Source organism: Comamonas sp. 17RB (assembly GCF_030056555.1).
GTDB classification, from domain to species: domain Bacteria; phylum Pseudomonadota; class Gammaproteobacteria; order Burkholderiales; family Burkholderiaceae_C; genus Comamonas; species Comamonas terrigena.
The window spans coordinates 155,609-178,494 of sequence record NZ_JASHHY010000003.1 but is presented as its reverse complement, the minus strand read 5'-3'; the positions used below and the strand labels follow the sequence as shown (position 1 = coordinate 178,494).

At 63.8% G+C, this 22,886-nt stretch carries 20 protein-coding genes; 5 read left to right on the top strand and 15 right to left on the bottom strand.

Annotated elements, in window-relative coordinates; all coding sequences use genetic code 11:
- Positions 1-308 precede the first annotated feature (308 nt).
- Positions 309-605: an H-NS histone family protein gene (locus QM470_RS07060; protein WP_280010658.1), complete on the bottom strand. Its 297-nt coding sequence runs from the start codon at positions 603-605 to the stop codon at positions 309-311.
- Positions 606-947: 342 nt separating this feature from the next.
- On the opposite strand from QM470_RS07060, the gene QM470_RS07055 reads away from it, so the two are divergent.
- Positions 948-1,166 carry a DUF7661 family protein gene (locus QM470_RS07055; protein ID WP_280010659.1) on the top strand — a complete coding sequence of 73 codons (219 nt, stop codon included), beginning with the start codon at positions 948-950 and terminating at the stop codon, positions 1,164-1,166.
- Between the two features lie 124 nt (positions 1,167-1,290).
- Here QM470_RS07055 and QM470_RS07050 read toward each other — a convergent pair whose 3' ends face one another.
- The gene (locus QM470_RS07050; protein WP_283338720.1) at positions 1,291-1,755 is read right to left on the bottom strand and encodes a hypothetical protein; all 465 of its coding nucleotides are present in this window, start codon (positions 1,753-1,755) and stop codon (positions 1,291-1,293) included.
- Between the two features lie 173 nt (positions 1,756-1,928).
- On the opposite strand from QM470_RS07050, the gene QM470_RS07045 reads away from it, so the two are divergent.
- Complete coding sequence (locus QM470_RS07045; protein WP_283338719.1) at positions 1,929-2,303, top strand: nuclear transport factor 2 family protein; 375 nt, start codon at positions 1,929-1,931, stop codon at positions 2,301-2,303.
- Positions 2,304-2,415: 112 nt separating this feature from the next.
- Here the strand turns inward: QM470_RS07045 and QM470_RS07040 are convergent, their stop codons facing one another.
- The 5 genes from QM470_RS07040 to QM470_RS07020 form a co-directional block, all read right to left on the bottom strand.
- Positions 2,416-3,411 (bottom strand): NAD-dependent epimerase/dehydratase family protein, encoded by a 996-nt coding sequence (locus tag QM470_RS07040; protein WP_283338718.1) that lies wholly within the window; start codon positions 3,409-3,411, stop codon positions 2,416-2,418.
- A gap of 141 nt (positions 3,412-3,552) precedes the next feature.
- Positions 3,553-4,158, bottom strand: coding sequence for a TetR/AcrR family transcriptional regulator (locus QM470_RS07035; RefSeq protein WP_283338717.1), 606 nt, complete (start codon positions 4,156-4,158; stop codon positions 3,553-3,555).
- 331 nt (positions 4,159-4,489) lie between these two features.
- Entirely contained in the window at positions 4,490-5,029 is a 540-nt protein-coding gene (locus tag QM470_RS07030) for a universal stress protein (RefSeq protein WP_283338716.1), read from the bottom strand.
- On the bottom strand, positions 5,026-6,000 hold the full coding sequence (locus tag QM470_RS07025; RefSeq protein WP_283338715.1) for a TerC family protein: 975 nt from the start codon (positions 5,998-6,000) through the stop codon (positions 5,026-5,028). The genes QM470_RS07030 and QM470_RS07025 overlap by 4 nt, the downstream gene beginning before the upstream one ends.
- A gap of 126 nt (positions 6,001-6,126) precedes the next feature.
- Positions 6,127-6,639, bottom strand: coding sequence for a universal stress protein (locus tag QM470_RS07020; RefSeq protein WP_283338714.1), 513 nt, complete (start codon positions 6,637-6,639; stop codon positions 6,127-6,129).
- A 234-nt stretch (positions 6,640-6,873) separates the two neighbouring features.
- Between QM470_RS07020 and QM470_RS07015 the strand changes: the two genes are divergently transcribed.
- Complete coding sequence (locus QM470_RS07015) at positions 6,874-7,758, top strand: LysR family transcriptional regulator (RefSeq protein ID WP_283338713.1); 885 nt, start codon at positions 6,874-6,876, stop codon at positions 7,756-7,758.
- Between the two features lie 55 nt (positions 7,759-7,813).
- On the opposite strand, the gene QM470_RS07010 is transcribed toward QM470_RS07015, so the two are convergent.
- From QM470_RS07010 to QM470_RS07000, 3 genes are all read right to left on the bottom strand, one after another.
- Entirely contained in the window at positions 7,814-8,329 is a 516-nt protein-coding gene (locus QM470_RS07010) for a GNAT family N-acetyltransferase (RefSeq protein ID WP_283338712.1), read from the bottom strand.
- A gap of 900 nt (positions 8,330-9,229) precedes the next feature.
- Positions 9,230-11,041, bottom strand: a complete 1,812-nt coding sequence (locus tag QM470_RS07005; protein ID WP_283338711.1) for a TonB family protein — start codon at positions 11,039-11,041, stop codon at positions 9,230-9,232.
- Positions 11,042-11,051: 10 nt separating this feature from the next.
- Positions 11,052-12,770, bottom strand: a complete 1,719-nt coding sequence (locus tag QM470_RS07000) for an Hsp70 family protein (protein ID WP_283338710.1) — start codon at positions 12,768-12,770, stop codon at positions 11,052-11,054.
- A 425-nt stretch (positions 12,771-13,195) separates the two neighbouring features.
- Between QM470_RS07000 and QM470_RS06995 the strand changes: the two genes are divergently transcribed.
- Positions 13,196-13,651, top strand: coding sequence for an acetyltransferase (locus QM470_RS06995; protein WP_283338709.1), 456 nt, complete (start codon positions 13,196-13,198; stop codon positions 13,649-13,651).
- 219 nt (positions 13,652-13,870) lie between these two features.
- Here QM470_RS06995 and QM470_RS06990 read toward each other — a convergent pair whose 3' ends face one another.
- Positions 13,871-14,341 (bottom strand): OsmC family protein, encoded by a 471-nt coding sequence (locus QM470_RS06990; protein ID WP_283338708.1) that lies wholly within the window; start codon positions 14,339-14,341, stop codon positions 13,871-13,873.
- Positions 14,342-14,578: 237 nt separating this feature from the next.
- Positions 14,579-16,891: a 5-methyltetrahydropteroyltriglutamate--homocysteine S-methyltransferase gene (gene metE, locus QM470_RS06985; RefSeq protein WP_283338707.1), complete on the bottom strand. Its 2,313-nt coding sequence runs from the start codon at positions 16,889-16,891 to the stop codon at positions 14,579-14,581.
- Between the two features lie 117 nt (positions 16,892-17,008).
- Between metE and QM470_RS06980 the strand changes: the two genes are divergently transcribed.
- On the top strand, positions 17,009-17,902 hold the full coding sequence (locus QM470_RS06980; protein ID WP_066535243.1) for a LysR family transcriptional regulator: 894 nt from the start codon (positions 17,009-17,011) through the stop codon (positions 17,900-17,902).
- A 14-nt stretch (positions 17,903-17,916) separates the two neighbouring features.
- Here QM470_RS06980 and QM470_RS06975 read toward each other — a convergent pair whose 3' ends face one another.
- The 3 genes from QM470_RS06975 to acnD form a co-directional block, all read right to left on the bottom strand.
- Positions 17,917-18,777 (bottom strand): isocitrate lyase/PEP mutase family protein, encoded by an 861-nt coding sequence (locus tag QM470_RS06975; RefSeq protein ID WP_218333941.1) that lies wholly within the window; start codon positions 18,775-18,777, stop codon positions 17,917-17,919.
- Between the two features lie 165 nt (positions 18,778-18,942).
- Positions 18,943-20,202, bottom strand: coding sequence for a 2-methylaconitate cis-trans isomerase PrpF (prpF, locus tag QM470_RS06970; protein ID WP_283338871.1), 1,260 nt, complete (start codon positions 20,200-20,202; stop codon positions 18,943-18,945).
- 47 nt (positions 20,203-20,249) lie between these two features.
- Positions 20,250-22,880: a Fe/S-dependent 2-methylisocitrate dehydratase AcnD gene (gene acnD, locus QM470_RS06965; RefSeq protein WP_283338706.1), complete on the bottom strand. Its 2,631-nt coding sequence runs from the start codon at positions 22,878-22,880 to the stop codon at positions 20,250-20,252.
- Positions 22,881-22,886: the final 6 nt, after the last annotated feature.

The window sequence follows — 22,886 nt, the reverse complement described above, 5'->3', positions numbered from 1 at the left end:
CCACGCCCTCGGATAAATGGCGTGCACGCTGGACAAAAGGCGCATACCCTTCACACAGGTAAAGCAATGCGGGTGGGAGCAGAAGCAGCCATGGGTTGCTGGATAAATACCAGCCACTTCATCCATCAGGCTGCCGGGCTTGCGGCATAACCCGACTTGTCCCGCGCCAGAAGGTGCGTGCGTGCGGGCCGCCAGCAGGCGGCGGTTTTTCTGCATCTCCCTCAACCATATTGGCCCAGGTTTTTCCCGCAGCACCGGCATAAAAAAGCCCGCATGCAGCGGGCTCATTGGGGCAGGTGCGGATTTACTCAGATGGCATATGCGGCACGGTCTTTGCCCTTGATCCAGACGGGTTCCCGGCCACGACCAGTCCAGGTGGCGCCGGTGGCCGGATCCCGGTACTTGGGCGCCACCGTCGCGCGCGCGCCTGCAGTGCGGGCGCCCGTAGTGTTCTTTTTGCCAAACACATCGTCGACATTCAGACCATATTGATCGACCAGCGCGCGTGCCTGCGCCACGGCATGGGACTTTTCACGGTGCTGGGCCTCGGCGATCAGGGCGTCCAGTTCGGATTTCTGTTGAAGCAGACTTTGGTAGGTACTCATGGTGCATGATCCCTTCAGTGTGATGGTGCAGTGGCCGTGGATGGGCTGCGGATATGGCGTTTACGAAGGTTTTACCCCGGGTACCAATACCTGGTAATCAGTGCCCGTTGATTGATTATCAATGGTATTGAGATATTTTTGATTGCTGGAATGTAAATCAATTTATATGGCGGCCATTTTCCATACCAGGGCCTTCATATTGCGTGCTGACCAGGTGTGGGTTGCCTGCACAGATCAAGGGGCAGGGCTGCCATGGGCTGTACACCGTTTCACCGTTTCGGGCCAATGTGGCGGAGGGCGGGGGCAGGGCGTTAGGATGCAGTGCCCTACTGCGGAGCAAGCATGGAAAAGTACCGGTTCAATGTGTTTGGCGACATCCTGGCCATAGAGCGCCATGGTCCGGCCTGGCGCTGTTTTGCCATCGGGTGTGATGGAAAGCGTGGCCCGGTGGATCTGGCCATTCCGCCGGAGGTCAGCCATGCCGAGCTGCCCCAGTACCTCTACGACATCTACCACGAGCAGGCGGTGATGTCGGACGCGGAAATCTTCGAGATCCGCTGAGCCGTTCCTGCGCACCGCCGCCCCAATCGACCCAGTCGCCCATATCTGCAGCGCTGATTTGCGCCCCATTGGAGGCCCGGGCGGCGCTGTTTTCGAATGGTGCCAGCCTGCAGTTGTACAGGGCTTAGCCTTCAGGCTGTACCCACTCGATGCTAAACCGCCCGGTTTTGAATATCTTGATGTCGACGGCCTTCCATTGCTGTGAATTTTCAGGAAGGGTGGCGCTGAGTTTTTCGACCAACATCGCAGGAATCAGGGGTCTGCACGGCTCCAGCCTGTTCGTCACACCGCCGGCACTCACGCGGTGGGTCACCGACACTTGATTGAGGCCTTTGTCATTCTTTCCATTTCGGGAGTAATGCACAGAAAGCTCGTCCCAATTGTCTGGTGCATTTTCCACTAGGCAAGAGGCCAGGACTTGCACGATGTCCTTTTCTGTGTCAGCCCAGGCAGGGCTCGTAAAGCCCATGGCAATCAATACCGGCAAGAGAAATTTTTTCATCCAATTTTCAGAAGCTGTTGGTTTTATTGCGAGCTGCAAAGCTGCAAGGGATCTGGAGTTCACCGACTGTAAAGGATGCAGAGCCATTTCCAATGGAGGTCCGCTTCAGGCAATTTCCGGTTCAACCGATGGCGCCTGGCGGTGATCTCGGGCCCACGGTGGATGTGATGCAAGTCCGGGTGTCAGCCTCGGGTCGGTCTGTGTGCCCGACGCGAGGGCCCTAGACTCACTGCCAGACAAAACACAGGGGGATGGCTGGCATGCACAGAGAATGGTTGGAGATCCGCTCCAGTTGGTATGGGGCCTATGTGGCAGGCGACGTGCTGCGGTTGGAGGCCTTGGAGAGCCCGGACTTCGTCGTCATGGGCCCCCATGGCATGGAAGCGCGGGCGCAGCGGCTCCAGGGGATTGCCAATGCGGTGAAGGCGGGACGCTGGTTTCCGCAGGGAAGCAGGGCCCAGGATGAAAACCTCTGTTGGCAGGCCGTCACCCCGGATGTGGTCACCGCCTGGGGCACGGGCCGGATAGAGACGCCGCGTGGCAAAGGCAACTTGGTCCAGTTCACCGAATTGTGGCGGCGCGAGGGCGCTGCATGGCAGGTGGTGCAGCTGCACTATGGCGAGCAGCCGTCCTGAAAGAATGCACCTGGCTGGCTGGCTGGCTGGCTGGCTGGCTGGCTGGCTGGCGGCTTATGGCGATGGCCGCTGCAGGCTGTGGGGGCTGCCGGGCGGGTGCTGGTTCGACGCGCTAAGCCATCGACCCGGTCTTGGCACGGTGCAGCTGTGCAAGCTCTGCCAGACCCTGGGCATGGCTGACCACCGGCGCATATCCCAGCTCCTGGCGGGCCTTGCCGATGTTCAGGGTCACCTCCACGGCCGAGGTCGCCAGTGCCTGCCGTGTCACCGGGGGATGCCAGCGCCCACCGGACAAGAGTGCGAAGCGCTCCGAGATGGCAGCCACGGCAAACACCAGCCAGCGGGGGACCGCTTTGTCGGTCATGCTGCGCCCCTGTGTGGCCAGCAGGTTGGTGATGAAGGTGCGGAACTCGACCACATCGGCGTCGGTGATGAAGTAGCACTGCCCGGGCTTGCCTGCCAGCAAGGCCTGCTCAATACCATGCACTAGGTTGCCGATGTGGGTGGTGGAGGTCCGGTAGCGGCCATCTCCAATCCACGCGAACTTGCCTGCGTCGACGGCTTGCAGCAACAGGGGCAATGCGGTCGTGTCATCGCGGCCCCAAACGAACCGCGGACGCACCACGCACACCTGCATGCCCGCCTGGCCCGCGGCCAGGGCAATCCGCTCCGCTTGGGCTTTGGTGGCGGTGTAGCCGCCGGCGGGATGCGCCGGGTAGGGGTGGTGTTCGTCGGCGTTGACCAGCGGGCGCCCGTCGAGCAGCACCGACTCAGTGCTCAGGTGCACCGCGCGCGCCATCTGCGCCTGGGCTGCGGCGGCAAAAACCCGCCGGGTGCCTTCCACATTCGTCAGCTGCTGGGCCTCGCTGGCCAGGCCGTGCTGGGTGTCGGCTGCTGCATGGACCAGCGCGTCGCAGCCTTGCATGGCAGTGTGCAACTGTGGCGAGAACAGGTCGCCTTCAACGGGCTGTGCACCCAGCGAACGCAGCAACTGGTATGCGCTGGCGCTGCGCGCCAGGGCACGGACTTCTACGCCCTGCGCCACAAAATGCCGCACCAGATTGCGGCCTACATAGCCGCTGCCGCCGGTCAAAAAAAGCCGGCGCAAGCGTGGTGCGGGCAGGGTGTGAGGGGTTGTGGATGGCGGTACGGAAGGTGTCATGGGTCGCAGAGGCAGAAAGTGGGCGAAGTGAGGCCGCAGGCCGCCCGTGCGGCCCGCGAGGAGTGCAGAAAAAAGGGCGCGCCGGTGTTACCGGCGGCGCGAAGGCTGTGGGCTGGCCGGCTGGGCGGGCACTGCCGCAACGGCAGGAGGATGGTCTACCAGTGCCTCGATGTCTGCCAAAAGCCGGTCGCGCTCGGGCTGCGCAAAGGAATGGAAGTCCAGACTCTCCAGCAGCTTCAAGCCTTCCAGTGCCAGGTAGGCAATCAGGGCACCGCGCGGTTGAGCCGCATCGGCCTGGATGGCCGCGATGACGGCCGCCTGGTTCGCCTGCATCAGGTGCCGAAGATCGCCATCCTGGGCCAGTGCTGCGCACAGGTTCAAGGCCACGGCACGCTGCTGTGGTGGCAGCGGGTTCGCCGCAGCAGCGATGCGCCCACGGACCGTCCGTGCGTTGGCGTCGCCCAGCCGTTGCGCTTCGGCATGGTTGAACGCGTTGTCACGCGCGAGCGCCCGGCGCACCAGCGCCTCGATCAGGCCTTGTTTGGTCTTGTGGTCGTAGGTCACGCTGGCTTTGCTGACACCGGCTTGCACCGCCACGGCCTCCAGCGTCAGCTTGGCCGCTCCCTCGCGCGCAATGACCGCTTCAGCGGCATCCAGCAGTTGATCTTGGTCAATGACCCGTGAACGTCCCATGGCAGTAAAATTTATTTCCGACCGGATGGATATTAATTGAGCCGATCGCAGGCGTCAACGACAGAAGCGTAAAGCCACGAACCCAGCGCAGAGGCATGCCCACGGCCGGGCAGGACACAATTGCGCCTGGCGAGCAGTGGCTGGCGCAGTGCACTCGCAAGAGACCGCTTTCGGTTTGAAGGCCTCCCTTCATCACTGTTGGTACGCCGTCATGTAGCGTCGCGCTCACCGACAGCGACTTCCTGATGGACGGCCGTGCGACCGCGAACTTCTTTGACGGCCCTGACGCCAAAGGGGCGTCAGGCCGGTGGGTGCAGCTGCGGGATGGGGTTCACCGCACGATCAGGACCGGTACCTTGGCCAGGCGCAGCACCTTGCAGGCCACGGAGCCCAGCAGCACGGCTTCGGCGGCCGTCCACCCATGGGAGCCGATGCAGATGCCCAGGCTGTCCAGTGATTCGGCCAGTTCCACGATGGCGGCGGCATCCTCTCCCATCAGCACATGCAGTTGCCAGGGCGTGGCGGATGCTTGCAGCAACTGGCGCGCCGGGGCGGTGGCGGCCCAGCCGCGCTGTGCCAGTTCGGACTCTGCAGCTTCCTTGCTCAGCCAGGGCTGAACGTTCACCAGGTCCAGCACATCTCCTTGCCCCATCGCCACCAGGTGCGCGGCGGCGGTCACCGCGCGCAGAGAGCATGCGGAACCGTCCACGGCCACCAGCCAGCGCGTGCTGGTGGTGGCGGCGCGGGTCTGGCCGCCGTACCAGGCCAGGGATGTCAGCCTGCCGAGGTTGTCGCGCCGCTCCAGATCCGGTGCCGGCATACAGGACGGGACAGAGGCCGAGATGGTGACCGGTGTGGCTGCATCGCTCATACAAGCCCCTTGGATGGTTTGCGGGCGGAGAGCTTCACGCTGAGCCACACGGAGACCAGCACGATCGATCCCACAATGGCCAGCGACCAGTGCGCCGGCATATGGAACCACGGCATGGCCAGCATCTTGCCCCCTATGTAGATCAGCACCAGGGCCAGACCGTACTTCAGCAGATAGAAGCGTTCCGCCATGTCTGCCAGCAGAAAGTACAGCGCCCGCAAACCCAGTATCGCGAAGATGTTGGAGGTGAAGACAATGAAGGGGTCGGTGGTGACGGCAAAGATGGCCGGGATGCTGTCGACAGCAAAGACCAGATCGCTGGCCTCGATCATCAGTAGCACCAGGAACATGGGCGTTGCATGGCGCACCCCGTCGATACGCACAAAGAACGCCTGGCCATGAAAGCCAGGCGCCACATGCATGTGACCGCGCAGCCAGCGCAGCAAGGGGTTCTGTTCCAGATCGGGCTGGTGCCCATGCATGAACAGCATCTTTCCCCCGGTGATAACCAGCAACAGCCCGAACAGATAGAGCACCCAGGAAAATTCGGACACCAGCCAGATGCCTCCCAGAATCATGATGGCGCGCATGGCGATGGCGCCTACCACGCCGTACAGCAGCACCCGGCGCTGTAGCTCCGCCGGGACGGCGAAGTAGGTGAAGATCATCACGAACACAAACATGTTGTCGACCGACAGCGCCTGTTCGATCAGGTAGCCGGTAAAGAACTCCAGCGCCTTGCGGTTGGCGATGTCGCGGCCTGCCGTGGCATCCAGATACCACCACAGCAGAACGCCGAATGTGGTGGCCAGCGTCATCCAGGTGACGGTCCAGCCTGCGGCCTCCCGCACCGACACCTTGTGTGCCTTGTTGCCGCCCAGAACGAACAGATCCAGGGCCAGCATGGCGCACACAAAGGCGATGAAGCCGATCCACATCGGGCCGGTGGCCAGGGTGTCGATGGTGTGCATGCCAAGGCTCCAGGCGGCGTGTGCCGTTTATGCGGTTGATGTCGTCAGGGCTGCTTCTACCGGGATGCCCGGGCGGGCCGGGTGGGCACATGGCGGGCTCGCTCCGGCCGCAGGCGGCCTGCCGAATCAGTTGGAGGCCATCCACAGGGCGACCAGGCCTGCGCCGGCCCCAACACCTGCGGGAATGCCAAAGCGCTCCAGCCTGGTAGCGGCTTCCCCTGCAATCACCTCCACGGGCACGCTGGTGCGCGCCAGCACCTGGTTGGTCACCGAGTTTTCGACCAGGCGCACCAGCGCGCTCTTGCGCGCCGTGCTCATCACAATGCCGTCACAGCCCAGCCGGCGGGCGGTGTCGACAATGCAGTCCACGGTGTTGCCGACTTCGGTGTGCACGGTATAGGGGATGGCTGCCGCATCCAGCAACTGCCGGGTGCCTGCCAGCGCGGATGCGGCCTGCTCCTGGTGGAACTCCATCAGGTCGCCCTTGCTGGCGTAATCGTTGAAAAGCTGCGGGAAGGGGGGCTGTACGTTCAGCAGGTGGATGTCCAGGCTGGGCTGCGTCTGGTACTGCTGGATCACATGGCGCACGGCATAGTGCGCATTGGCGGAGCCATCGGACGGGACAAGAACTTTCAGCATGGTCTTTCTCCTGGCGGTTGCACGGTGTGTGCCACAGCGGATGGCGTTGCATGCCTGCGCCATGGCCGCATGGGTTCTGGGTTGGCTGCGGGAGGGGTGCTCGCCGCATCCCTTTGGGGTATGCCTATCTGTTTCCTCCCTGGTGTTTCCCTGCATGCAATGCCCCAACGATAGCCATGCAGACGGTTTGTAGAAGCAGATAATCAGGAAGCCACAGCTCTGAAAAACCGAACCATGGGTCCAGGCTTCAGTTACCGGCATCTCTACTATTTCTGGGTAGTCGCCAAGGAAGGCGGCATGGCCCGTGCTGCGGAACGCCTGGGCATGGCGGTGCAGACCGTCAGCACCCAGGTGCGCGAGCTGGAACGGTCCCTGGGCTATGCCCTGCTCAAGCCCGCCGGGCGGGGGCTGGTGCTGACGGATGCGGGGCTTGCGGCCATGCGGCAGGCCGAGCAGATCTTTCAGTTGGGCGAGCAACTGCCTGCGGTGGTGCACGATGCCGTGGGTACGCCGACGGTGCGCCTGGTGGTGGGCATTGCCGATGAACTGCCCAAGCTGGCGGTGCGCAGCCTGATGCAGCCCGTGATGCAGGAACCCCATCTGCGGCTGCTGTGCCTGGTGGACGAGTTTGCGGATCTGCTGGGGGACCTGGCGCTGCACCGGCTGGATGTGGTGTTGGCGGACCGTGCAGCCCCGCCCAACCCCAATCTGAAGGTCTACAGCCACCTGCTGGGCGCATCGCCCATCACTTGGTATGCGCCGGCATCGCTCTACGCCGCAGCCCGGCGAGGCTTTCCGCAGTCGCTGGCCAAGGTGCCGGTGCTGCTGCCCACCACCCACGCTGCCGTGCGCGCCAGGCTGGACCAGTGGTTTGAGCGTGAAGGCATACAGCCCCATGTGACCGGAGAGTTCGAGGACAGCGCCTTGCTCAAGACCTTTGGCTCAGCGGGCATGGGCGTCTTTCCCATGGCAAGCTTGGTGCACGACGAGCTGACCACCCGCTATGGCGTGAAGCGCCTGGGCGATTGCGCGGGGGTTGAGGAGCAGTTCTTTGCGATCGGCGCCAGCCGCAAGCTGCTGCACCCGCTGGTGCAAAAGCTGTTTCCCGCTGGGAGTTAGCTCGGTCTTGCCAGTGGCTCAAGTCACTGGCCGTGACCTCGCTGCATCGCGCTGTTCAGCGCGCAGTAGGTGTGCCCCAGTTCAGCTCCATGGCCTGCGCCATCAGGGCAGAGCCTGCGCGCAGCGGCTCTGGCTCTCCCACCGGGGCAAAACCGTGTGATCGGTACAGCCGCATGGCCGGGGAGCCTGCCACCGTCACCCCCAGCCGGACACGCTGTGCTCCACGGTTCTTTGCCCAGGCCAGCGCGTGGCCCAGCAAGGCGCGCCCGGCCCCCATGCCACGGGCAGTGGGTGCCACCCACATCTGGTAGATATCGGCTACGCCGGGCTCTGCAGCGGACAGCTTGCACCAGACCAGTCCACACACCACTTCGCCGTTGACGGCAAAAAGCGCACGGTCCATATCGCTTGCCGCTGCCGCCGTAATCCGTGCGGACCAGTGCTCATCTGTCTGCGCCGCTTCCGCCGCCCATGTGCTGCCAAAGGCATCGGGGGCATCCTGCAGCGCTTGCAGACGGATATCCCGGTACTTCTGCCATTCGTGTGGAGCGATGGGGCGGACGGAGATCAAGGTGCATCCTTGGCAGGGGGGGAATTGGCAGCCATTCTCACATTTCATTGGCAGCGGGTTCGAACGGCGGGGGGGGGGGAAGCCGGGAAGCTTTGTATCCGGTGTCCTCAAAACGCGAATTGATGAGGTGGGGCAATGGTTGCAAAGCAGCGATTGCTGCTGCTTGTAGCAGCATTGCGACCGATCGGTCGCCGCTCCATAACGGCCATTCGAGCATTGACGCCGGCGACTGCCCAACGACAGGTTTGAGGTAAGCAGAGGACAGTGGCCGTTAGCTGCAAGCCAATAGGTTGCTGGATGTCCGTTGTCATGTCGTACTGAAGATGCACCCCTGAACAGACGTTGATGCGGACGACAGCCTACTGCTGTCTTTAGGAGTGGACTTGAAGCACTAGTGCTACTCAAATGTGGGGGACATCGCTAGGGCACCTACATTGAGATGGCTCCAAGTCTGTTGCCTCAACAGTTCACCCCTTGCATCGCGAAACATTACCGTGGTCGGCGCGCGTTATCCGGCCTGCCAAGGCGCAGCTGCGGTTGATTTGGCGTCGCACAATAGGCATCAACACAAGAAACATACAGGGACATATGCCGAGGTTGCTCTACCACGCTCCTGACATGCCGGATCAAGAATCTCCATTTGATCGCGCCATCGTGCAGGTCATCAGAGATCAGGACGTAAAGATTGTTAGCCCGTACATAAGCCTAGAGTACCTGCAGCGACTCATTCACATGTCGCGCTCCTGGCGGTTGGTGTGGTAATCCCCCCAGAATCCGCAACTCTGAGAAGTAGAGCTATGCGGCCATGGCCAGCAGCCTTGTCAAGCGTAACCGGCACAGGTGGTCAATTCAACCGGAATATGCAGTCGCCCGCAGCAACACGGCAGCGAGGCTTGAAACTCAAGCGTTCGGACGGAAAGCGATGACCATCTCTGGGGGCACCTTACCGTTCTGATCGGTTGGTAATCTGGGTATGCGCTGAATGGCTCGAAGCACGGCGGCGTCCCAAGCCTTGTTTCCGCTCGATTTTGTGAGCTTATGGTCCTGAATTCGGCCGTCCTCCGCGAGCTTGAGCGTCACTTCCGCGGCGGGATTGCCGCTCACAGGATCCCCGAAGATAATGTAGGGACGCATGGCGTCCCGAACCGCCTCGCCATACGTTCGGGGCAAGCGCACGACATCCTCTTCGTCGGTCAATTTAAAGTTGATGGGGACCATGTACGTGCTGGCGATGGGCTTGCCCGCAGCATCCTTCGCTGGCACGAACGTAGCATTCAGCACCGCCGTCATCGCTGCTTCGTCCAGGACTGCGTGGCCTGAACTTGTCTGTACCTGGGCGCGGCGAATCTTGCCATCGGGATCGATGATGGCCGCCACGACGACCCTACCTTGTAGTCCCATGCGCTTGGCAATGCTCGGGTAAGCCACTTTAGGCTGGACAAGATATGTTGCAGCGACAGCTGGGCGCGCCGTCGCGGGTAAGCCGGTGTTCAATGGAAGCGGCGTGGGATGCTCGCTGTGCGCGTTGGGTGTGAGCGAGCCGGGCGACCGCACGCCGTTTAGGAGCGATCCGGTTGCTCCGAACCGGGGGAATGGCTCCGACACCGGTTTCGCGCCTCCTACCGGGCTATAGCTAGCTGGCAGCTGTGGAGGTGGTTGCGGTGTCGACGACCCGAGAAATCGCGCAAGGCCGCTCAGGATCAGTAGTGCAACAAATATCCATCCGAATCGCGGGCCGCTCTTTCCCGCGCGCTGTTGGGTGTGTGCTCTTCGAGGCTGATGAGACAACCATCGGCGCCACTTCGGAACGTCCCCTGCCCATTCACGCCATCGCTCGATGTTGTGCGTGTTGGTGATGAGATACAGCCAGTGGGGATAGAGCTGCGAAATGTGCTCTAGCAAGGGCATCTGCCGGAGTAGGAGGGACGTGCCGGGCTGGTTGTTTTCACGCAGCCGACGGATGAGATCACGCTGCGCTGAGCGGGTCTTGTCTGGCAGGCTGTCGAAGAATTCGAGTTCGGCAATCGCTGCGGCCACAATGCTGCCAGCGCGGCGGAAAGCCGTTAATCGGCCACGGTCCTCGCGCCAACCAAAGCAGTCGATAGCCGGACCGAACAAGTTCTCTTTTCCAGGACGCCACCCATCGGCGAGCGCGCCAGCTACACCGAATTCGAAGAGAAATCGAGCGTCCATGTCGACCAGACGATCGCCTTCGAGAGTTGCGTTCAGCCAAGTACGTGCAACGCTCCGGTCCTTGGGCCAACCCGTTGAAAGCTTATCACGCAGCTCCTGCAGGAGACCTCGCGCGGCCTGTTCCGACTCGTTCGCGGCCGCCGCTCGAGTTGCTTGAGCTTCAGTCTCCGCTGACATGAAGGTCGACTCGCTAGCCGGCGATCCGGACTGGGCAAACTCCGCGGCGAAATCCGGCGTGCTCTCAGTGATGCTCGAGACCGGCGGATTGGCTGCGGTACCGGCGTCGGCGGCATCCGTCGAAGAAGGATCGGCGTTTGCCGAACCTTCTGCCTGTCGATGCTGTTGGGCTTGCCATAGCAGCGCGATTTCATAGGCTTCGCGCAGCGACTGGAAGCCTTCTGCATCCGATTCCTGATCGGTCTGCTTGAGAAGACGAGCATAGGCCCGCCGTATCGCGCGCTCGTCGGCGGCCTGATCAAGCCCCAGCCTCGCAAGAAATGGGGGAAGGGAGTGTTCCACGAGCCAGCTTTCAGCGTTCTTCCTCGTCGAGCACGGCCTCGCTGCGCTCGAGTTGGTTCAGTAGATCCACCAGGCGCGCTCGCGCCTGGGACGCAACACGGGCATCCTGGGTCGCAAGGCGCGCCTCGAACTGCAGGATTTGTTCGCTCAGCCACTCGCGTGCAGTGCCGCGCAACTGAGAGTAGATGCGCTCCGCGCGCGCGAGGGCAGTGCGGTTCTCCAGCGTGTCTCGCGGATGGATCTTCAACCCGCTCATGGTGGCGAGCCGTTCGGTAATCTCGTTTTCCGTCAGCAAGCCCGGATTGCCCTCGATCACCACGCTGAAGGTCTGGCGCGTCTTCAAGACGGTGGCCTCTACCTGCAGCAGGCCATTCACGTCATAGGTGAATCGGACATCCACTGCGGACTCTTCGGGGCTTGCACCAGGCAACTCCACACGCAAGTCTCCGAGGTGGATGTTGTCCCTGACCATGCGGGACTCACCCTGGAAGATTTGAAGGTCGATGAACACTTGGCTGGCCGACGTGGGAATGTAGTTTTTCACCCGACTGACCGGCACCGTTGTATTGCGCTCGATGATGGGATCGAAATGCCCGTGGGTGGAGCTGCCGTCGGGCATGCGTTTGCTAATCGCGACCCCGAGCGAGTAGGGGGAGACGTCCGTCATGACGACTTCCTTCAGCGCGGTGTCCTTGGCCTTGAGCCCTGCCTGGACCGCTGCCCCCAACGCGACGACTTCGTCGGGATTGAAGTCGATCGCGGGGAAGCGACCGAACATCGTGGTCACAAGGCGTCTGACCACGGGCATGCGGGTTGCACCGCCTGCAAGCACGATGTTGTCGAGCATGGCGCTTCGGAGGTTGGCATCGCGCAGCGCTCTCTCCACGGGTGCACGCAGCCTCTTGAGCAGAGTCGCGCAAGCATGCTCGAGCATCGGCTCGTCGATTGCCAGGGTGAGCGTCCTTCCTTCGTACTCCACGGAAAGCGCGGTTTTTGGCAGATCGCTCAGGTCGCGTTTGGCTCGTTCTGCTGCACTCACCAGTCTCTGCATGAAGCGACCGTCCCCGCGTACGGAGGAGGGGAGTTCCTTTCGTTCGATGAACAGGTCCACCAGAGCCTGAAGAAAGTCCTCGCCTCCGAGGAAATTGTCGCCTGCGGAAGCGCGAACCTCCATGACGCCCTCGAACATCTCCAGGATGGATACGTCGAAGGTACCGCCTCCCAGGTCGAAGACCAGGAAGCGTGTTTCGGCATCTTGTTGGTGCAAGCCGTACGCCAGCGCTGCTGCTGTGGGTTCATTGAGCAGCCGTTCGACCCGTAGTCCGGCGAGACGGCCCGCCGCCCGTGTCGCTTTACGCTGGGCATCCGAAAAATACGCTGGCACGGTGATGACAGCTTCCTCGACAGGCTGGCCCAGAAAGGCCTCCGCATCCGCCTTCAAGGCCCGCAGGACCAGCGAGGAAAGTTCTTCCGTACGGAAATCGCGATCACCTAGGGTCAGCGTCTTGTCACTGCCCATGTACCGCTTGAAGTTAGCAGCGGTGCGTTCAGGATGGGTTTGCAGGCGCTCTCGCGCAGCGCGTCCCACCAATACGGTGCCATCTTCATCTAAGCTGACGCACGAAGGGGTCAGCATGTCTCCCATGGCGTTGGGTATGAGAGTTGGCTTTCCGTCTTTCCATACTGCGACCAAACTATTGGTCGTTCCCAGGTCGATCCCGACGATCATTAATTTCTTCTCCACTGCCCCTAATTCGTTTATCTTATATTTTTAAGGTAACCGGTGCGTGCTGGAGATTGGATGTGGTTGATGTGCTGACGCCACACCTACGGCTTTCTTTACGCCACCAGCATCGCCAAATTGGGCTGCTGCCGCACATGCCTTTTTAGACAGTGTCGTAGGTGCAGGCGCTGCCCAGTCTGGCCTGCGCCATCGGCATGTGCCGATCACGAGAGCGGCTGGTACCGAGGGTGAAGCGGCCGTTCAGGATAGGCAGCGTTCAGCGGCTGGTGTGGGCCGTTGCTGCCGCTCAGTTGCCGGACCATGAATGACTCAGATCAGCCTAAACCCGCCGCTAGCGCGGATGCTTTAGACAGTTGCAGGCAGGCAACTTCCATCCGCTGATGCATGCCCCCCATATCCATAATCACGGCATGACTGCAATACGAATGTCCCGGCCCGATGACGGCGCGCGCGCCGTGGAAATTTGGCGTGATGCCGTGGATGCGACCCATGACTTCTTGACCCGCGAAGACCGGGTGGCGCTGGATGCCATGGTCTGCGGTTTTCTGCCCAGTGCTCCGCTGTGGCTGGCGGTGGACGGGAACGACCGGCCGTTGGCTTTCATGCTGATCGACCACGGGCATATGGAGGCGCTGTTTGTGGACCCTGCGGTGAGAGGGCAAGGCATTGGCGCAGCGCTGGTGCGCCACGGGCTGGCGCTGCATGCGGGCATGACCACCGACGTCAATGAGCAGAACGCTCAGGCGGTGGGCTTTTACGAAAGCATGGGTTTCCAGCGCACAGGCCGTTCTGCGCTGGATGGACAAGGGCGTCCTTATCCGCTGATCCATCTGAAGCACGCTACGCCGGGGGCTGAAGGGCGGTAAGGGCCACCACGGGGCGGGTAGGGCATAGCCCTATCTGCTGCCCCTTTATCTCACCAACAGACTCTGTACCCAGCAGGGCTGAAAAGCGAATCGACCAGCTGGATTGCATGGGGTGGTCCGCTGTTCACCTGTTTTCCAAGCCACAGGCAGCCCTGGCACACGAGCCGCTACGCCGGTCAGCCTGGCCTGCCTCCCGAGAAGCGCTCTGCATCCTCTGTATCACTTGTCGGCAAAGACAAACACCGGTTCGTAGGTGATGGGGAAGTTCACCGAGCGGGCGATGAAGCAGACTTCGTGAATGCGGCCATGGATAGCGCGGGCCACTTCCACATTGCTGCCTGTTTGCAGCGTGATCTTTGGATGCAGCGTGGCACTGGCAAACCTGCCGGCACCACCTGCGCCCAGCTCTGCGATCCCCACCGGCGTGTCCTGGTAGTCCAGCACCACTACCCCGTCCACGGCGGCATAGTGCAGGTACCACAGCATGTGGCAGGCGGCCAGCGCTGACAGCAGCAGATCTTCGGGGTTCATCTTGGTGGGATCGCCACCCAGCAGGGGGTCGTTGGAGCAATGGATGACCGGCTTGCCTTCGACCGCGATGTCCCAGGTGCGGTCATAGGAGCGGTAGCCGGCGGTGCCTTCTCCACGGTTGCCGGTCCACACAATGTGCGATTGGTACTGGTGCGTCATGGTTTTTTCGCTGCTGAGTTCTTGCTGCTGAAGAGGGCCTATTTGAAACCTTGTGTTGGGCGCCTATTTTGCCCAGGCTGCAAGACGGTTCCCGAAGGTCCGCCGCCCAGGGCTTCCACGGTCGGCATGGCAGCCCGGGGCGGCGGAGGGGCGCGTCAGTGAGAGGTGAGGCCACGCTGTCCCTGCGTGGCCCACCTGCTCACAAGCTGCCAGCCACTGTCACACCAGCACCGCTGCTTACGCCGCCTGTGCGATCAGCCGGGGATCGGCGCGCAGGCTGCGGGCGGCGGCCACCATGTGCTGCAGCGCCGGAATCACTTCGGCCCACTGGCGTGTCTTCAGCCCGCAGTCGGGGTTGACCCACAGGCGCTCGGCGGGGATGCGTTCTGCTGCCTTGTGCATCAGGCTGACGATGTGCTGCTGGGTGGGGATGTTGGGCGAGTGGATGTCATAGACACCGGGGCCGATCTCGTTGGGGTACTGGAAGTGTTCGAAGGCGTCCAGCAGTTCCATGTCCGAGCGTGAGGTCTCGATGGTGATCACGTCCGCATCCATGTCCGCAATCGAGGCCATGATGTCGTTGAATTCCGAATAGCACATATGGGTGTGGATCTGGGTGGTATCCGCCACGCCATTGGCCGTGATGCGGAAGGACTCCACCGCCCAGTGCAGATAGTGCTGCCACTGGGATTTGCGCAGCGGCAGGCCTTCGCGCAGTGCGGCCTCGTCGATCTGGATGATCTGCACGCCAGCGCGCTCCAGGTCCAGCACTTCCTCGCGGATGGCCAGGGCCAGCTGGTAGCACGAATCGGCGCGGGGCTGGTCGTCCCGCACAAAGGACCAGTTCAGGATGGTGACCGGGCCGGTCAGCATGCCCTTCATGGGGCGCGCGGTGAGCGACTGGGCATAGCGTATCCATTCCACCGTCATGGCACGGGGGCGGCTGATGTCGCCAAACAGAATGGGCGGTTTGACGCAGCGCGAGCCATAGGACTGCACCCAGCCGAACTGGCTGAAGGCATAGCCGTCAAGCTGTTCCCCGAAGTATTCGACCATGTCGTTGCGTTCGGCCTCGCCGTGCACCAGCACGTCCAGACCCAGGGCCTCCTGTTCGCGGACGCTGCGCTCGATCTCGGCGCGCATGGCCGCCTGGTAGCTGGCGCTGTCCAGCCGCCCGGCCTTGAAGGCGCTGCGGGCCTGGCGGATTTCTGCCGTCTGTGGGAAGGAACCGATGGTGGTAGTGGGGAAGGCCGGCAGCTTGAGCAGCGCCGCCTGCTTGGCGACACGCACGCTGTAGGCGCTTTGGCGCTGGCCCAGCTGGGCGCTGATGCGGGCCACGGCGGCACGCACGGCCGGGTTGTGCACGCGCGGCGACGCACGGCGGGCGGCCAGTGCGGCGGCATTGTCTGCCAATTCGGCGCTGACCGCGGCGCGGCCTTGCGTCAGCGCCTGACCCAGCACGCGCAATTCATCCAGCTTCTGCAGCGCATAGGCCAGCCAGGATTTGACGTCGGCATCCAGCTTGTGCTCGCTGTTCAGGTCCACGGGCACATGCAGCAGGGAGCAGCTGGGTGCGATCCACAGGCGCTCGCCCAGGCGTTCGGCCAGTGGCTCCAGCCAGTCCAGTACGGACGCCAGATCCGTCTTCCAGATGTTGCGGCCATTGATCACGCCCAGCGACAGCACCTTGTGCGGGGGCAGCAGGCCCAGCAGTTGCTGCACATCGTCGCGGCCGGTGGTGGCGTCGATGTGCAGGCCGGCCACGGGCAGGTTGGCGGCCAGGTATTTGTTGTCGCCCAGTTCGCCAAAATAGGTGGTCAGCAGAATCTTGAGGCGGCTGGCCTTCAGGTGGTGGTAGGCCAGATTGAAGGCGTGTTGCCAGTCGGCGTCCAGCTCGGTCACCAGCACCGGCTCGTCTATCTGCACCCATTGCACGCCTTGTGCGGCCAGCGTTTCCAGCAGTTCGGCATACACCGGCAGCAGGCGCTGCAGCAGGTCCAGCTTGTTGCTGTTGTCCTTGGCCTTGCCGATGGACAGGTAGGTGATGGGGCCGATGATGACAGGCTTGGCGTTCACGTTCTGTGCCCGGGCTTCGGCCAGCTGTTCCAGCAGGCGCGAGGCGTCCAGCTGGAAGGTGGTGGCGGCCGTGAACTCCGGCACGATGTAGTGGTAGTTGGTGTCGAACCACTTGGTCATCTCTCCGGCGGCCACGCCGCCGCAGCACAGGGCATGCGCTTCCACCCCCTGGGCGGAACGGCCCCGGGCCACGCGGAAGTAGTTGTCCAGCGGGTCGCCATGGAAGTCCTGCACCCGCTCGGGCAGGTTGCCCAGGGTGAAGCTCATGTCCAGCACCTGGTCGTAGAAGGCGAAGTCGCCCACGGGGACCAGGTCCAGGCCTTGCTGGCTGGCCCAGTGGCGTGCGCGCAGTTCGGCGCCCAGCTGTTTCAGTGCATTGCGAGAGGATTCGCCTTTCCAGTAGGACTCCAGCGCGAACTTGAGTTCACGCTGGGCGCCGATGCGCGGAAAGCCGAGGTTGTGGATGGTGGTCATGGAATGCTGCTCCTGTCGTCAAGCGTTGTGCGTTCAAGCAATGGGGGCGAATGCTAGAGACCGATATCCATGAAGTAAAATGGTTAAATCTCACATATCCATGAGTTGTATTCATTCATGCTGGAGCGCATCCATCTCGCCATCCTCCAAGAGGTTGAAAAACAAGGCTCTTTGACCGCAGCGGCCGATGTGCTGTGCGTCACGCAGTCGGCGCTGAGCCACAGCATGAAAAAGCTTGAAGGCCAGCTGGGCACCGATATCTGGCTGCGCGAAGGCCGCAGCCTGCGGCTGACGCAGGCCGGGCAGTACCTGCTGGCCGTGGCCAATCGCGTGCTGCCGCAGCTGGACCTGGCCGAAGCCCGGCTCAAGCAGTTCGCCCAGGGCGAGCGGGGGGCGCTGCGCATCGGCATGGAATGCCACCCCTGCTACCAGTGGCTGCTGAAGATCGCCTCGCCCTATCTGGCGGCCTGGCCCGATGTGGAAGTGGACGTGAAACAGAAGTTCCAGTTTGGCGGCATTGGCGCGCTGTTCGGCTACGAGATCGACCTGCTGGTGACGCCAGACCCGCTGTACAAGCCGGGCCTGGAGTTTGTGCCGGTGTTCGATTACGAGCAGGTACTGGTGGTCTCCAGCCAGCACCCGCTGGCGCAGGCGGACTATGTGCTGCCCCGGCAGCTGGGCAGCGAGGTGCTGATCACCTACCCGGTGGCCACCGACCGGCTGGACATCTACAACCAGTTTCTGCTGCCCGCAGGCATTGCGCCGCGCCGGCACAAGACCATTGAGACCACCGACATCATGTTGCAGATGGTGGCCAGTGGCCGGGGCGTGGCGGCGCTGCCGCGCTGGCTGGCGCTGGAGTACGCCGGCAAGATGCCGGTGGTGCCCGTGCGCCTGGGCAAGAAAGGCATTGCCAAGCAGATCCACCTGGGCGCGCGCGAGGCGGACATGGACATTGACTACCTGCAGGCCTTTATTGCGCTGGCGCGCGAGCCGTTCAGCGCGGTCTGAGCGTTCGCAGTGCCTTACTGGTACTTCTGCTCCAACCCGTCCCAGAAGTCCTTGTTCACCAGACGCTGGCGTTCCAGGAAGGGGGCGACGATGGCGGGGTCTTCATCCACCTGGTGCGCATCGCGCAGCACGGTCAGGCATTTCTGCATGCCGGCCACGGCACCCTGCAGCGCGGCGTTGGCGTAGAGCACAAAGCCAAAGCCCATCTGGCCCAGCGCATCGGCGTTGAACAGCGGGGTCTTGCCGCCGATGACCATGTTCATCAGCTGCGGGGCGTGCAGGCGCTGGGGCAGGGCGCGCACTTCTTCGGCGCGGGTGACGGCTTCAACAAACAGGATGTCGGCGCCGGCTTCCTCAAACGCCTGGGCGCGTTCGATGGCGGCTTCAAAGCCGTGCACGGCTGCGGCGTCGGTGCGGGCCATGATGAGGGTGCCACTGTCGCGGCGGGCGTCGACGGCGGCCTTGATCTTGCCCAGCATCTCGCTGGTCTCGATCACCTGCTTGCCGTTGAAGTGGCCGCAGCGCTTGGGCGAGACCTGGTCTTCCAGCTGGATGCAGTCGGCACCGGCACGCTCCAGGGTGCGCACGGCGTGGTAGGTGTTGACGGCATTGCCGAAGCCGGTGTCGGCGTCCACCAGCAGCGGCACTTCCACCGCGTCGCGGATGCGGGCGGTGTGGTCGGCAATGTCGCTCAGGCCCATGAAGCCCTGGTCGGGCATGCCGAACCACATATTGGTGACACCGGCGCCCGTGACGTAAATGGCTTCAAAGCCCAGGTCCGCAATGAGCCGCGCCGACAGGGCGTTGAAGGCGCCGGGGACCAGGACGCCGCGGCGGGCCTGGGCCAGGGCTGCGAGTTGTTGCTTGGGGTTCATGTGTGGGTTCCGGTGGTTGCTTCGGCGCCTGCTTTGGCGCCGGTTGTTGCGGTTGTTTCTGCGCTGATGATGTATGGCGGGGCGGGGCGGGGCGGGGCGGGGCCAGGCGTTTGGCCGCCGAGCCGGCGGCGCGAGGGATCGTGGGATCGGTTGTGCTGCGCGGCTTCAGCGGGCGTTCAGTACCTCGCCCGGCACGCGCACCCAGCCTTCCATCAGGATGCGGGCGCTGCGGCTCATCAAGGCCTTGGTGACCTGCCAGCTGCCGTTGGCGTGCTGCGCTTCGGCGCCCACGCGCAGCGTGCCGCTGGGGTGGCCGAAGCGCACGGCGTTGCGTGCTCCGCCGCCTGCCGCCTGGCTGACCAGGGTGCCGGGCACGGCGGCGGCCGTGGCAATGGCAACGGCTGCCGTGCCCATCATGGCGTGGTGCAGCTTGCCCATGGACAGGGCGCGTACGAGCAGGTCGATGTCGCTGGCGGCAATGGCTTTGCCGCTGGATGCCGTGTAGCTTTGTGCAGGGGCCACCAGCGCAATCTTGGGGGTGTGCTGGCGCGTGGCGGCGTCTTCCAGGCGCTGGATCAGGCCCATGCGCAGGGCGCCGTGGGCGCGGATGGTCTCAAACCGGGCGAGTGCTGCGGCATCGTTGTTGATGGCGTCCTGCAGCTCGCAGCCGGTGTAGCCCAGGTCTGCGGCGTTGAGAAAGATGGTGGGGATGCCGGCGTTGATCAGGGTGGCGGTCAGGCGGCCCACGCCGGGGACATCCAGGCTGTCGACCAGATGGCCGGTGGGGAACATGGCGCCGCCGCTGTCTGCGCCATTGCCCGCACCTTCATCCGCAGGGTCCAGAAACTCCAGCGCCACCTCGGCAGCGGGGAAGGTCACCCCGTCCAGGGTGAAGCCGCCGGTTTCCTGCACCTGGCCGTCCATGATGGGCACATGGGCCACGATGGTCTTGCCGATGTTCGCCTGCCAGATGCGGATGGTGGCCGTGCCCTGGTGCGGAATCCGGGCCGGGTCGATCAGGCCCATGTGGATGGCGCAGGGGCCGACGGCGGCGCTCAGGTTGCCGCAGTTGCCGCTCCAGTCCACAAAGGCCTGGTCGATGGCCACCTGGCCAAACAGATAGTCCACATCATGGTCCGGGCGGCTGCTGGGGCTGAGGATCACGGCCTTGCTGGTGGAGGAGGAGGCATTGCCCATGCCGTCGATCTGTTTGCCATAGGGATCGGGGCTGCCCAGTGTGCGCAGCAGGATGGCATCGCGCACGGGGCCGGGTTGTTGGGCGGCTTCGGGCAGGTCCTGCAGGCGGAAGAACACGCCCTTGCTGGTGCCGCCGCGCAGGTAGGTGGCGGGAATACGGATCTGCGGCGCAGACCGCTGTGGGTCACGGGGGCTGTCCGGCAGGGTGCCGCTGGTGCTGTCGTTCATGCTGTGGTTCATGGTGTCTCTGGCGCGGTGTCTCGGTCGTGCTGTGCTTATACGGCGGCGGCAGCTTCCCGGTGGCGGGTGCTTTCGGAAAGGAAGTCCTGGGCAAAGCGCTGCAGCACCCCGCCGGCTTCGTAGATGCTGACTTCTTCTGCCGTGTCGAGGCGGCAGGTCACCGGCACCTCGGTGCGTGCGCCGGTGGTGCGGTGGATGTGCAGTGTCAGCTGCGCACGCGGCTGGCGCTGGCCCAGCACATCAAAGGTCTCCGTGCCGTCCAGCCCCAGGGTGTGGCGGGTGGTGCCGGGCAGGAACTCCAGCGGCAGCACCCCCATGCCGATCAGGTTGGTGCGGTGGATGCGCTCAAAGCCTTCGGCCACGATCGCTTCCACCCCTGCCAGGCGCACGCCCTTGGCGGCCCAGTCGCGGCTGGAGCCCTGGCCGTAGTCGGCCCCCGCAATGATGAGCAGCGGTTGCCGGCGCTGCATATAGGTTTCGATCGCCTCCCACATGCGCATGGTTGTGCCCTCGGGCTCGACCCGCGCGAGCGACCCCTGGCGGACCTTGCCCGCCGCGTCCAGCACCATTTCGTTGAACAGCTTGGGGTTGGCGAAGGTGGCGCGCTGGGCCGTCAGGTGGTCGCCGCGGTGGGTGGCGTAGGAATTGAAGTCTTCCTCGGGCAGGCCCATGGCGTGCAGGTACTCCCCGGCGGCCGAGTCCAGCAGGATGGCGTTGGAGGGCGAGAGGTGGTCGGTGGTGATGTTGTCCGGCAGGATGGCCAGCGGCCGCATGCCGCGCAGCGTGCGCGCACCGGCCAGCGCGCCTTCCCAGTACGGCGGGCGGCGGATGTAGGTGGATTGCGGGCGCCAGTCGTAGAGCGCTGTTTCTTTGGCACCGCGGTCCGCCTGGATGGTGAACATGGGTTCGTACACCGCACGGAACTGCTCGGGCCGGACGGCGGCCTTGACCACGGAGTCGATCTCGGCGTCGCTGGGCCAGATGTCCTTGAGGCGGATCTCGCGCCCCTGGAACATGCCGAGCACATCGTTTTCGATATCGAAGCGGATGGTGCCCGCAATGGCATAGGCCACCACCAGCGGGGGCGATGCCAGAAAGGCCTGCCGGGCATGGGGGTGGATGCGGCCGTCGAAGTTGCGGTTGCCCGAGAGCACGGCGGTGGTGTAGAGGTCGCGTTCCGTGATCTCCTGCTGGATGGCGGGGTCCAGCGCGCCGCTCATACCGTTGCAGGTGGTGCAGGCAAATGCCACCACGCCGAAGCCCAGCGCTTCCAGGTCATGCAGCAGGCCGGCCTGCTGCAGGTACAGCGGCACGGTCCTGGAGCCGGGGGCCAGCGAGGTCTTGACCCAGGGCTTGCGTGCCAGCCCCAGGTTGCGTGCATTGCGCGCCAGCAGGCCGGCGGCAATCACATTGCGTGGGTTGCTGGTGTTGGTGCAGCTGGTGATGGCGGCAATGATGACGGCGCCATCGGGCATCTGGCCTTCGGTCTGCGTCCAGGGCCCGGCAATGCCTTGGGCAGTCAGGTCGGTGGTGGCCAGGCGCGCATGCGGGTTGGACGGGCCGGCGATGTTGCGCACCACGCTGGACAGGTCGAAGTGCAGGGTGCGTTCGTATTCGGCGTGCGCCAGGGTATCGGCCCAGAGGCCGGCCTGCCTGGTATAGGTCTCGACCAGCCGCACCTGGGCCGGTTCGCGGCCGGTCAGGCGCAGGTAGTCAATGGTCTGCTCGTCGATGGCGAACATGGCGGCGGTAGCGCCGTATTCGGGTGCCATGTTGGAGATGGTGGCGCGGTCGCCGATGGTGAGGCTGCGTGCGCCGGTGCCAAAGAATTCCAGGTAGGCGCCCACCACCTTCTGCTGGCGCAGGAACTGCGTCAGGGCCAGCACCACGTCGGTGGCGGTGACGCCGCCGGGGCGCTGACCGGTGAGCTGCACGCCCACGATTTCGGGCAGGCGCATCCAGGAGGCGCGGCCCAGCATCACGTTCTCTGCCTCCAGCCCGCCCACACCCACGGCGATCACGCCCAGGGCATCTACATGCGGGGTGTGGCTGTCGGTGCCCACCAGGGTATCGGGGTAGGCTTCGCCATTGACGGCATGGACCACGGGGCTCATCCGCTCCAGATTGATCTGGTGCATGATGCCGTTGCCCGGGGGAATCACTTCGACGTTCTGGAACGCGCGCTTGCACCAGTCGATGAAGTGAAAGCGGTCCTCGTTGCGGCGGTCTTCGATGGCGCGGTTCTTGGCGAAGGCCTGCGGGTCGTCGCCCCCGCATTCCACGGCCAGCGAGTGGTCCACGATGAGCTGCACGGGCACCACGGGATTCACGGCCGCAGGGTCGCCCCCTTGCGCGGCAATCGTGTCGCGCAGACCGGCCAGGTCCACCAATGCGGTCTGGCCCAGGATGTCATGGCAGACCACACGTGCCGGGAACCAGGGGAAGTCGCGCTGGCGCTGGCGGTGGACGATCTGGCCCAGGCATTCGGTGAGGATGGCCGGGTCGCAGCGGCGCACCAGATTTTCGGCATGCACACGGCTGGTGTAGGGCAGGGTGGCCCAGGCGCCGGGGTGGATGGCTTCCACGGCGGCCTGCGCGTCAAAGTAATGCAGTGCGGTGCCGGGCAGGGGCTGGCGGTAGGGGTTGGGGCTTTGGGGCGTGCTCATTGTTGT